11 protein-coding genes are annotated in these 12,228 nt (G+C 31.3%); 4 read left to right on the forward strand and 7 right to left on the reverse strand.

Features of this window, described 5'->3' with window-relative positions:
- Nucleotides 1-130 precede the first annotated feature (130 nt).
- Both ACXIHB_RS11145 and ACXIHB_RS11150 read left to right on the forward strand, forming a co-directional pair.
- On the forward strand, nt 131-2,860 hold the full coding sequence (locus ACXIHB_RS11145; RefSeq protein WP_462098264.1) for a TonB-dependent receptor: 2,730 nt from the start codon (nt 131-133) through the stop codon (nt 2,858-2,860).
- 10 nt (nt 2,861-2,870) lie between these two features.
- Entirely contained in the window at nt 2,871-4,520 is a 1,650-nt protein-coding gene (locus tag ACXIHB_RS11150) for an SGNH/GDSL hydrolase family protein (RefSeq protein ID WP_047788171.1), read from the forward strand.
- Nucleotides 4,521-4,549: 29 nt separating this feature from the next.
- Here the strand turns inward: ACXIHB_RS11150 and ACXIHB_RS11155 are convergent, their stop codons facing one another.
- The 5 genes from ACXIHB_RS11155 to ACXIHB_RS11175 all read right to left on the reverse strand — a co-directional run bounded on the left by ACXIHB_RS11155 (nt 4,550) and on the right by ACXIHB_RS11175 (nt 8,962).
- Entirely contained in the window at nt 4,550-4,777 is a 228-nt protein-coding gene (locus ACXIHB_RS11155; RefSeq protein ID WP_047788172.1) for a hypothetical protein, read from the reverse strand.
- A 97-nt stretch (nt 4,778-4,874) separates the two neighbouring features.
- A complete protein-coding gene (locus ACXIHB_RS11160) occupies nt 4,875-6,422 on the reverse strand; it encodes a glycine--tRNA ligase (RefSeq protein ID WP_047788173.1) in 1,548 nt (515 codons plus the stop codon).
- A 105-nt stretch (nt 6,423-6,527) separates the two neighbouring features.
- Complete coding sequence (locus tag ACXIHB_RS11165; protein WP_073182437.1) at nt 6,528-7,406, reverse strand: hypothetical protein; 879 nt, start codon at nt 7,404-7,406, stop codon at nt 6,528-6,530.
- Nucleotides 7,407-7,453: 47 nt separating this feature from the next.
- Entirely contained in the window at nt 7,454-8,356 is a 903-nt protein-coding gene (locus tag ACXIHB_RS11170; protein WP_159488851.1) for a hypothetical protein, read from the reverse strand.
- A 45-nt stretch (nt 8,357-8,401) separates the two neighbouring features.
- Nucleotides 8,402-8,962, reverse strand: coding sequence for a class I SAM-dependent methyltransferase (locus ACXIHB_RS11175; RefSeq protein WP_047788176.1), 561 nt, complete (start codon nt 8,960-8,962; stop codon nt 8,402-8,404).
- Between the two features lie 208 nt (nt 8,963-9,170).
- Between ACXIHB_RS11175 and ACXIHB_RS11180 the strand changes: the two genes are divergently transcribed.
- Nucleotides 9,171-9,710 carry a ComF family protein gene (locus ACXIHB_RS11180; RefSeq protein ID WP_231128364.1) on the forward strand — a complete coding sequence of 180 codons (540 nt, stop codon included), beginning with the start codon at nt 9,171-9,173 and terminating at the stop codon, nt 9,708-9,710.
- 54 nt (nt 9,711-9,764) lie between these two features.
- Entirely contained in the window at nt 9,765-11,360 is a 1,596-nt protein-coding gene (locus ACXIHB_RS11185; RefSeq protein ID WP_462098265.1) for an Ig-like domain-containing domain, read from the forward strand.
- Between the two features lie 108 nt (nt 11,361-11,468).
- Here ACXIHB_RS11185 and ACXIHB_RS11190 read toward each other — a convergent pair whose 3' ends face one another.
- Nucleotides 11,469-11,687 carry a hypothetical protein gene (locus tag ACXIHB_RS11190; RefSeq protein ID WP_159488855.1) on the reverse strand — a complete coding sequence of 73 codons (219 nt, stop codon included), beginning with the start codon at nt 11,685-11,687 and terminating at the stop codon, nt 11,469-11,471.
- Nucleotides 11,688-11,697: 10 nt separating this feature from the next.
- Nucleotides 11,698-12,189, reverse strand: coding sequence for a DinB family protein (locus ACXIHB_RS11195; protein ID WP_462098266.1), 492 nt, complete (start codon nt 12,187-12,189; stop codon nt 11,698-11,700).
- Nucleotides 12,190-12,228 lie beyond the last annotated feature (39 nt).

Here is a 12,228-nt window from a genome sequence, read left to right on the forward strand (position 1 = left end):
TAAAATGTAAAATTTGTTTTTGGTAAGTTTTTCGATATATAATTAGTATAACTGTAAAAAAACAGGGTAAATATTCTGTAAATGAAAAAAAATTGTATTTTGCACTACAGTTAACAAATTACTTTACATTATGATGAAAAAACTATTACTTGTTGCATTTGTGCTATTTGGTACAGCAATAATGGTTGCTCAAACTACCATTACAGGTACGGTTAGTGATGCTTCGCTTGGCGGACCATTACCGGGAGCAAACATTAAAGTTTCGAGAAAGACAGTAGGAACGTCTACTGATTTTGATGGTAAATTTACAATGACGGTAACAGATACTCCTCCGTTTACTATTGAAATTTCTTCCTTAGGGTATCAAACAAAAACAGTTGAGATAACAAAAAACAACCAAGTTGTTGAAATTAGCTTAACAGAAAACGCAACCTCTTTAGATGAGGTAGTTGTATCAGCTTCAAGGACTCCAGAACGAGTTATGGAATCACCTGTAACAATTGAGCGTTTTGATTCAAGAGCAATAAAGAATACAGCTTCTGCTTCATATTATGATGGATTAGAAAATTTAAAAGGAGTTGATATTAACTCAGGAGGCTTAACATTTAAAACAGTAAATACACGTGGTTTTGCTACCTTTGGTAATGAGCGTTTTGTACAGTTAGTTGATGGTATGGATAATGCTTCACCAGCATTAAATTTTGCCATAGGAAACTTATTGGGAATCTCTGAAGTAGATGTAAAAAGCGTTGAAATTTTACCAGGAGCAGCTTCAGCTTTATATGGAGCTAATGCTTTTAACGGTATTATGTTAATGCGTAGTGAGAACCCGTTTAACGAGCAAGGTATTAGTGTTGGTCTAAAAACAGGCTTAACAAGTCAAGAAGCAGCAGGAGATAATGGATATTATGATGCTACAATTAAAATGGCACATGCTTTTGATGATTATTTTGCTGTTAAAGCTAGTTTTTCTTACTTAAAAGGAGAAGAATGGCATGCAACTGATTATAGAAACACAACAGGTATCGGTGGTACATATATTCCAGGTATGAGTCATACTGATGATCCAAATTATGATGGAGCAAATATATATGGAGATGAAGTATCTGTTAATTTGGGAGGAGCAATAGGAAATGTTAGTAGAACAGGGTATAGAGAAGTAGACTTAATGTCTAACGAAGCTAAAAGTGTAAAGTTTAATGGAGCTATTCATTACCGTCCATTGGGAAATGACCGTGTTGAAATAATTTGGAATTCAAAATACGGTACAGGTAATACCATTTATCAAGGACAAAACCGTTATAATCTTGCTAACTTCTTTATGGAGCAACATAAATTAGAAGTAAGAGGTAAAAACTTTTTTGTAAGAGGGTATTATGCAGGTGAAGACGCTGGAGATTCTTATGATACTCGTTTTGCTGCAATAAATATAAACAGTAAATGGAAAGAGAACTCAGTTTGGTTTGGAGAATATGCAGCTGCGTATTTAGGATCCGTTCCTGGAGTACAGGCAAGCAATCATAATCAAGCAAGAGCTTTTGCTGATAGGAACAGACCAGAAGCAGGTTCTGCTGAGTTTACAAGACTATTTAATGAAGTAACTGCTGATCCAGATTTAATGACAGGGTCTAGATTTAGAGATAATACAAGTTACTATCATGCAGATGCAAACTTAAACTTACGTGATTACATTGATTGGGCTGAAGTTCAAGTAGGAGGTTCTTACAGGCAGTACAAGCTTAACTCTTTTGGTACTATTTATACTGATAGTGATGGGCCTATTAAATATGGAGAGTACGGTGTATATACACAAGTTCAGAAAAAAATGATGGATGACCGTTTGAAGTTTACAGGATCTATCCGTTATGATAAGTCTGATAATTTTGATGGAAATGTTACACCAAGAGTCTCTTTAGCCTATGCAGCAGGAGAAAACAAGAACCATAACTTTAGAGCGTCTTTCCAAACAGGTTTCCGTAACCCAACTACCCAAGATCAGTATATTGGTTTGGCAACAGGAGCAGGCTTTATTTTAGGAACAGCTCCTGACAATATTGATCGTTTTTCAACTGCTGTTCAAACAACTACAGGAACATTTACTTTAACGGGTCAAGATGCTCTTAATAGAGGGTATTCTGCTGCTTCAATTAGTAGAAAAGCGAATAATCCAAATATTCCTGACCCTACATTAGTTAAGACAGCTTTAGTGCAGCCAGAAAAAGTTAAATCTTTTGAAGTTGGATATCGTGCAGCACTTCCCTTAGGAGAAAACAAACTATCTATTGATTTTAGTACATATTATAATATGTATTCTGACTTTATTTCTAATAAAGATGTAGTTGTACTAGTAGACCCAAATACGCCAGCTACCATAAATAACTTAACTAATAGAGACTTAGTAAGAACATTTAGTGTAAAAACAAATTCAACGGCAGATGTTAATTCTTATGGAGTAGGGTTAGGATTAAACACAAAAGTATTTAACGGGTTTGATGTTGGGTTAAACTATACATGGTCTAAGTTTGATTTTGATCAAGCTTCTGATCCTGATTTTGAAGCTGGATTTAACACACCAGAGCATAAAGTAAAAATGCAATTTGGACATACAAATTTATTTGAAAACTTTGGATTTAATGTAAGTGCTCGTTGGCAAAATGAATTTTATTGGCAGTCTACTTTCTTAGAAGGAACAATTGAAGAAAGAACAGTTCTTGATGCTCAAATTAATTATTCTGTTCCTTCAATTAAATCAGTATTTAAAGTAGGAGGATCTAATTTAACAGGTGAAGAATACTTAAGTGCGCCAGGAGTAGGAGCTGTAGGTTCTCAATATTACATTTCTTGGACTATCAATAACTAAAAAAGAAACAATGAAAAATACAATTAAATATACTTTTTTGTCTGCGTTATTTTTAGGGTTAGCCGCCTGTGACGTAGATAATACATTACCTGAGATTAAAGGAGAAGCGGAAAACAATGTAACACTAGAAGCTGGTAGTGTAGATTTTTCTAAATATGTAGCAGTAGGAGCCTCTTTTACAGCAGGATTTTCAGATGGGGCTTTATTTAAATCTTCTCAAGAGAACTCTTTTCCAAATATCTTAGCTAGTAAATTTGCTATGGTTGGCGGAGGCGATTTTACACAACCTTTAATGAATGATAACATAGGTGGTTTTTTAATAGGAGGAGAAGAAAAAGGAGAGCCAAGGTTTTATTTTAATGGTGATGGGCCAGCAAGGTTATCAAAAACACCTACAACAGAGATAAGTAATATACAAACGGGACCATATAATAACATGGGAATCCCTGGATTAAAAAGCTTTCACCTAGGAGTAGAAGGTTATGGAGCATTAGCAGCTTTACCAAATGCAAACCCTTATTATGTAAGAATGGCATCTAACCCTATGGCAAGTGTTATACAAGATGTATTAGTACAGCAACCAACATTTTTTACATTATCTGAAATAGGAGGAAATGATGTTTTAGGATACTCTATAGCTGGTGGTGTAGGAGAAGATCATAATGAAACAGGAAACTTAGACCCAACAAGTTATGGAGCAAATGATATTACTAATTCAAATCTTTTTGCTTCTGTTTTTTCAAGTACCGTTGATGCTTTAGCAGCGGGAGATAGAAAAGGAGTCGTAGCTAATTTACCTTATATAACATCGTTACCTTACTTTACAACAGTTCCTTATGCGCCATTAGATCCTAGTAACCCTGATTTTGGAGCGCAAATACCAACATTAAATAATGTTTTTGGGGCTATTAACGGAGTTTTTGAAGCAATTGGTGTTCCAGAAAGATCAATTGTTTTTACCACAGATGCTGCAAATGCAGTTGTAATTAAAGATGAGTCTTTAGATAATAAGACAGCTCAAATTGTTGGAGCTTTATTAGCAAGTCCTACTTTCCCTCCTTTTGTGGCAAGTTTTGGATTACCTACTGATGCAACTACATTACAAAAAGTAGCAGGTTTATTAGGTACTTATTACGGTCAAGCAAGACAAGCAACAGAAGAAGACTTATTAGTATTACCAAGTAGTGCGATTATAGGTGAAGTTAATACAGATTCAGTTGCGTTTTTAATGTCACAAGGTTTATCACAAGAACTAGCAGGAATGTTTTCTGTAGAAGGAGTTTCATTACCTCTTGAAGATAAATGGGTATTAACAAAAGATGAGGTAAGTAGAGTTAAGAATGCTACGGATTCTTATAATGCAACTATTAAATCGGTGGCTGAAGCAAAAGGGTTGGCTTTTGTAGATTTTAAAGCTATTTTACAAGAAGCTTCTACTACTGGATTAGAGTTTGGGAATTATAATATGAATACTAGTTTAGTAACAGGTGGTTTAGTTGGTTTAGATGGAATTCATTTAACAGCTAGAGGATATGCGTTAATGGCTAATAAAATGTTAGCTGCTATTGATGCTACATACGGATCTAACTTTACCTTAGGTAAAGACGGTTTAGCTAAACCAGATGATTACCCAACAAATTACTCACCTACCTTACAATAGAGAGCAAAATAAAGTAAAAAAGCTGAAGATTAATCTTTAGCTTTTTTTTTGTCTTTATCAGAGTTGATAATATATTTTTTATACTTACCATCTTTATATCTATAGTAGATAAATAAAGGCATTAATATAAAAGACATGTATAAAACACCTAGTCCTATTACTACTTGTGCTTTAGGGTGCTCTGTGTTTAAAAGGTAAGCACCAGTTATCATCCAAAGTAAAAAGATGATGAATAATATTTTAAGTATAGTTTTCATTCGTATTTATTTCAAGAGAAGTTATTTACTATTGCAAAAGTAAAAATCCTAAACAGTTACGTTTAGGATTCTTGCTTTATTTTGACGTTTTTTAGATTTATGCTTCCGTTTTTTGTAACCAAGAGCGTACATCTACCTCTTGTTTAATAATATTGCTTAAATCTTCTATTTTAACTCGTTTTTGCTCCATAGTATCTCTATGACGAATGGTAACAGTGTTGTCTTCTATAGTATCATGATCTACCGTAATACAGAAAGGTGTACCAACAGCATCTTGACGACGATACCTTCTTCCAACAGCATCTTTTTCATCATAAACAACATTGAAGTCCCATTTTAAATCGTTAACAATTTTACGAGCGATTTCTGGTAAACCATCTTTTTTAACTAATGGTAAAATAGCTGCTTTGGTTGGTGCCAAAACTGCAGGCAACTTTAAAACAGTTCTTGTTGAACCATTTTCTAGCTCCTCTTCTTGTAAAGAGTTAGAGAAAACAGCTAAGAACATTCTGTCTAAACCAATAGAAGTTTCAATTACGTATGGTACATAACTAGTGTTGTCCTCGTGGTCAAAGTACTGTAGTTTTTTTCCAGAGAATTTCTCATGTTGACTTAAGTCAAAATCAGTACGAGAATGGATTCCTTCTAATTCTTTGAACCCAAAAGGAAATTTAAATTCAATATCAGCAGCGGCATCAGCATAATGTGCTAATTTGTCATGATCGTGAAAACGATAATTTTCTTCTCCCATTCCTAAAGACATATGCCACTTTAAACGAGTTTCTTTCCACTTTTCATACCATTCTTTTTGAGTTCCTGGCTTTACAAAAAATTGCATTTCCATTTGCTCAAACTCTCGTTGTCTAAAAATAAATTGGCGCGCAACGATTTCATTACGAAAAGCTTTACCAGTTTGTGCAATTCCGAAAGGAATTTTCATACGTCCAGTTTTTTGTACATTTAAGAAGTTTACAAAAATACCTTGTGCAGTTTCAGGACGTAAATATACTTGCGTTGAACTATCTGCTGACGCTCCTAATTGCGTTCCAAACATTAAGTTAAATTGCTTAACTTCTGTCCAGTTTTTAGAACCAGAAACAGGACATGTAATGCCTAAGTCTATAATTAAATTTCTAAACCCTTCTAAATCGTTTTCTTCTTGAACTCTAGTTAGTTCAACTGTTATCTCGTCAATTTGTTTTTGACGTCTTAAAACATTAGGGTTTGTACTTCTAAATTCATCTTCATTAAAAGCTTCACCAAAACGTTTTTTTGCTTTGGTTATATCTTTTTGAATTTTTTCGTTGATTTTTTCTCTAAAATCTTCAACTAAAACATCAGCTCTATAGCGTTTTTTAGAATCTTTGTTATCAATTAAAGGGTCGTTGAAAGCATCAACGTGGCCTGAGGCTTTCCAAGTAGTTGGGTGCATTAGTATTGAAGCGTCAATACCTACAATGTTTTCATGCATTTGCACCATTGCTTTCCACCAATAATCACGAATATTCTTCTTTAATTCTACTCCGTTTTGAGCATAATCATACACTGCGCTTAAACCATCGTAAATTTCAGATGATTGAAATACATAACCGTATTCTTTTGCGTGTGATAATACTTTTTTAAATTGATCTTCTTGTTTTGCCATATTGCAAAAATAAAATAAGGATTTAAACTAAAGGTATGGAAAAAGAAAAAAGTGAAGAATAAATTAAGCTCTTCACTTTTTTATTAATAATTAATAGTTATGGTTCTATCTTAGCTTTATTGTTGTATTTCCAGAGTAAACACCATCAACAAAAGCACTAATTATATACTTTCCTTTTTTAATATCGTCTCTGTTTACTAATATTAAAGATACAAGACTTAAACGGTTATTGTTGTAGTTAACTTCTAAAGAGTCTGTGTATTGAACTTTTTGTCCGTTTTTTAAGTCAGTTTTACCTTTAGGAGCGATTACATTTTTGTTTTCATCAATAATTTGAATGTATACGCGTTTTTCACCAGCACTAGTAATTGGGTTTTCTAACAAATCGAAATTAATTCTAAAAGCATCAGTTCTACTAGATCTACTTGTAGAGGTTAGCTTTCCACTACTTCGTTCTTTCATTGCAATAGCTTTTACTGGACTAGTTTTAATAATTCCACCAATAGCTACTTTTGCCTCTAATTCTTTGTTTTTTTCTGTTAGAGTTTCATTTACACTATCTTTTTGTTGTAAAATTTCATTAGCAATAACATTTTCTTGTGTTAAAGCATCATTCGCACTGTTTAAAGAATCTATCTGAATGAAAAGTTTCTTATTCTCACGTTCTAAGCTAGCAATTCTACTTCTGTACTTTCTTATAAGTCCAAAGTTATCAGATTTTAAGAGCTTTATTGAGTCTCTTAAGTTCTTCATTTTAATTAGCTCTACTTCTAACCTGTCAGCTAAACGTTTTTTACCAACAACAACATCTGTGTAATCTTTAATCATTTCGTCTAGATCTTGTTGTAACTCAGCTTTTTCTTCTAAAAAAATATTTTGAAGGTTTTCATTTTCATTTGATTTTTGATGAGAATAAAAAAATAGGAAAAGTAATAAGATAATTAATACTAAAATTAAAACATTTTTGGTTTTTTGTTGATTCATAAGTTAAGGGGAAATTGATTATATTAAGTTATTTATTAAGGGGTGTTTTACTTTAATGCTAGAGATTTATTACCAGTATAAATACCGTTCACAAATGTATTTATATGGTATATTCCTGCATTAATTTTATTTTTTATATTGATAAAAGAAATCATAGATAGTTGTTCGTTATTGTATTCAGCTATTAAAATATCACTACACCATATTTTTTTATTGTTTTGTAAATTTACTTCTTTATATGGGGCAATCACATTTTTATTCATATCTGTTATTTGAATGTAAACTTCTTTTAAACCAGGTGGTGTTACTTTATTTTGCATTAACTCAAACTCTATTTTAAAAGCACTTACTTTTGTCGATTTTGAAGTAGATGTAAACTTTCCGTTTCTTTTTTTTCTCATTGCCTCTGCTTTTATAGAAGAAACTTCAATAAGTTCAGCAGTGGCTATTTTTTTCTTTAAAGCTAACTTTTCATTACTTAAAAAACGATTTATGTTGGTAAGTTTAGTGTTTTGTTTTTCTTTTATTAATAATGCTTCTTTAACGCTATCGTTCTTTATAATTAGTTTGTTATTTATAGTGTTTAAGTGACTTACTTCAGTAAAAAGCTTTTTGTTTTCTTCAATAAGTACTTTTGTTCTCTTCCTAAAATACCCAATAAATTTATAGTCTACTTGTTTTAGGTTTTTAATAGAATCTCTTAGTTGAATTACTTTGTTAAGCCCACCTTTTAGCTTTAATGAATATTCATTTTTTTTATAGCTAGCTTCTTCATAATCCTCAATAATGTTTGTTAATTCGCCCTCTAGTTCTTTTTTTTCAAGTTCAAAAACTGCCTTGAGTTCAGAATAGTCTCTAGCATTTTGATAAGACAAAAAACCAATAACAAGTATTAGTAAAATTAAGAAGGCAACAAAACTATTATTTTTTATTTTTGAGACTATCATCATTTTAAAGGGTATAAAAAAAGGGGACGCTCTGTGCTAATATACTATTTATTTTTTAACACATTTATAAATAAAAGCAGGTGGAAAGTTTAATGGTTCAAAGCTCAAATTTATGTTGTCTCCAAAAACTTCTTTTAGTTTTTTGTAGTAAGTTAAGCTATACTGATATTGAATAAATAGTCCTGATGGAGCTAAAAAGTTATAGCTTTTTGTTAAGATAGCGTGCGATATTTCTTTTGGGATTATGGTAAGGGGCAAGCTAGAAACAATGTAGTTGGCTTTTGAAAAACCAAGCTTTTGTATTTCAAGTTTTATGTTTTCTGCAGAAGCCTTTAAAACAACTAATTGTGGATGTTGTATTTTTTTTAATTCTCTATAGAAAGCATCATTTATTTCAAAACATATTAATATGGTGTTGGGTTGAAGTTTTTTTAGTAAATATTGTGTTATGGCTCCGTTTCCAGGTCCTAACTCTACAATAACTTCAGCAGATTTAAAATCAATTTCTTTTAGCATCTTGTTAGCTAGGTATCTAGAGCTTGGAACAACTGTGCCTGATGTTTTGTAATTTTTTACAGCTTCTTTAAAAAAATTAAACTTTTTACTCAAAATATAATTTATTGTTGTTTTTTGTATCTTCCTATGTTAAAAAAGGCTTGTAAAGATGCAATTTTTAAAAGAGATATTCTACTTATTCTACCCCAAATTATGTGTAAATTGTGAAAAAACGTTATTACAAAATGAAACACTTCTCTGTGTTATTTGTAAAAACGACTTGCCAATTATAGACGATAATAAGCATATAAATGTTACATTAATGTCAAATTTTTATGGGAAAGTACCAATACAAGCAGTACATTCTTTTCTTTTTTACAGGAAGAAAGGAGTTACCCAAAAATTGATCCATCAATTAAAGTATAAAAATCAGCCAGAAATTGGAATATTTATTGCTGACTGGTTTGGAGAACGATTAAAAACATTAAATACTTTTATAGATATAGACTATATTATTCCAGTACCATTACATTTAAAAAAGCTTAAAAGTAGAGGATATAATCAAGTAACCATGTTTGGAAAACGATTAAGTGATATTTTGAATGTAGAGTATAAGCCAGATATTCTTATAAGAACTTCCAAAACTAAAACGCAAACATTAAAACAACGATTTGAACGGTTTTCTAATAACAAAACAAAGTTTAAACTTGTTGATACAACACTTTTTGAAAATAAACATATTTTACTTATTGATGATGTTATTACAACAGGAGCAACATTAGAAGCTTGTGCAAACGAACTTTTAAAAACGCAAAACATAAAGATAAGTGTTGCTACAATGGCGTATACACAAAAAGACTAATATCATTCCATCTTAATTTACTACTTTTGAAAATGGATTTTAAACCAATAATTTGTGAAAAATAAACACTTTATTTTAGTAACTCTTTTCGCTTTTTTAATAAGTAGTTGTGCACGTAAAGGACGACCAGAAGGAGGTCCGAAGGATGAAACCGCACCAATAATGGTTACTGCAAATCCTCCTTATGAAACTATTCATTTTAAAGATGATAACATTCGTATTTATTTTGATGAGTATATTGTTTTAAAAGACCTACAAAAACAGTTGGTAGTTTCTCCGCCAATGAAAAATCCACCGTTAATTACACCACAAGGAACACCAAGTAAGTATATTAATATTAAAATATTAGATACGTTACAGAAAAATACCACCTATACTTTTAACTTTGGAAATGCAGTTCAAGATAACAACGAAAACAACAAGTTAGAGAGCTTTAAGTATGTGTTTTCAACAGGAGACTATATTGATTCTTTAAAAATTAAAGGTGCAGTAGCTGATGCTTTTGATAAAAAAGAGGTGAAAGAAGTTAGTGTTTTGTTATATAAGATTGATAGTACCTACAACGATTCTATTGTTTTTAAGAAAAAGCCAAATTATGTAACAAGCACGCTAGATTCTACAAATTTTGAGTTTAGTAATTTACGTGAAGGAAAATATTTAATGCTAGCATTAAAAGAGCCTTCAAGTGATTATATTTTTAATAGTAGAACAGATAAAATTGGTTTTGTAGTAGATACAATTACGTTACCAAAAGATACTTTGCTAAACAAACCTATTCGTTTTTTTAAAGAAATTCAGCCATATGAGTTTAAAAGAGGAAAAGAAGTAACAAAAGGAAAAATTCAGTTTGGTTTTGAAGGGAAGCAGGAAGATATGAGTATTGAACTGTTATCGGAAGTTCCGCAAGATTACAAGTCGTTTACTCAGTTTGAGGAAGATAAAGATACACTCAATTATTGGTATACACCTGTAGAGAGAGATTCATTGAATTTTATAGTAAATAATCAGAATTTTAAAGATACTGTTACAGTGTTTTTAAGAAAAAAGAAAATTGACTCTTTATCTGTGTCATCTAGTGTAAGTGGAGTTCTTAACCTGAAAGATACTATGTTTATTAAAACAAATAACCCAATTGTTTCTTTTGATAAATCGAAGTTTTCATTGATAGATAAAGATACTGTTGATGTACCTTTTGAATTGCAAAAGCAGTCGATTAATAAACTAGCTGTATTGTTTGAAAAGAAACCTAAATATGGATACATTTTTAAAGGCTTACCTAAAGGAATAACTGATGTTTTTGAAACTACAAACGATACGTTAGATTATAAATTCACAACGCGTACTGTGGAAGATTATGGAAATATTGTTTTGGATGTTAAAAACGAAACAGAATATCCTGTTATTATTGAATTATTAAGTCAAGATAAGGTTGTAGAAAAAAGGTATCTTACTTCTTCTAAAAAGATAGAATTTATCTTACTAGAACCCAAGGAATATAGTGTTAGAGCTATAGTTGATGAAAATAATAATCGTATGTGGGATACTGGAAATTTCTTATTAAGAAAAGAGCCAGAGCAAATTATCTATTTAGAAACTGTATTTAAACTAAGGGCTAATTGGATACAAAACGAAACATTTGTAATAAAATAGATAATATCATCTTGAAAGAGTAAAGAAACCGAATAGAGAAGCAATTAGTTTCTTCATTCGGTTTCTTATTTACATTATATTTACTGTTTCTAGAAAATATTACTGTTTTTACAACAATTCTTCACAATAAAAACCATGATGTTGTATTGCTTTTAAAATGGCATCAGCTTTAATCATTTGAGTCTCTACCCGAAGAATATTATCGCAATCTTCTAAGTCAAAATTCCAGCGGTCATTTTTGGTAATCAAACGATTTAAAGTAGGTTGAACAATTTTAATTTCATTGTTTTTTGTAATGGATGTCTTAAATACCAAAACTGTTTTCATTTTAGTTAGATTAACGTTCATAAAAATATGGAGGTTCAATATCTAAAGCGCGCAAATACACATAGGCTTGTCCGCGATGATGGATTTCATTGTCAATAAAATAGAATATTGATGACCAAACCGTACCTTCATATTGACCAAAGATTTTAATGTTTTGTTGAAACTGCTCTGGTTTTATCTTAGTCCAATAAGTGTTTATTTCGTCAGTAGTCTTGTCCCAGAGTTCAAGAATTTTTTCTTTTTTGTTGCCGTGGTCAACCTCTTCAATTAATTCTTGAATTTCTCCAGTAGCAATTTCTTTAATACCTGGACCAGCTATACCTAAAAGTTCCATAACCATATCAGCAAAAGTACGCATACCTCCTATAGAGTAATTAAAAAAGGCTTCCTCAGGAAAAGCTTCAATAGTTCTTCGGGTTAAACCTCGATGTCCTTGCCAATGTGCTAATAACTCAGAAGGTGTAATTACTTGTTCTAATAATGTGCTTGTTGTTGATTCCATAATTGTAATTTTTATTATTTGAAATCAAAATTAATATGG

This window comes from Tenacibaculum sp. IMCC1 (assembly GCF_054906355.1).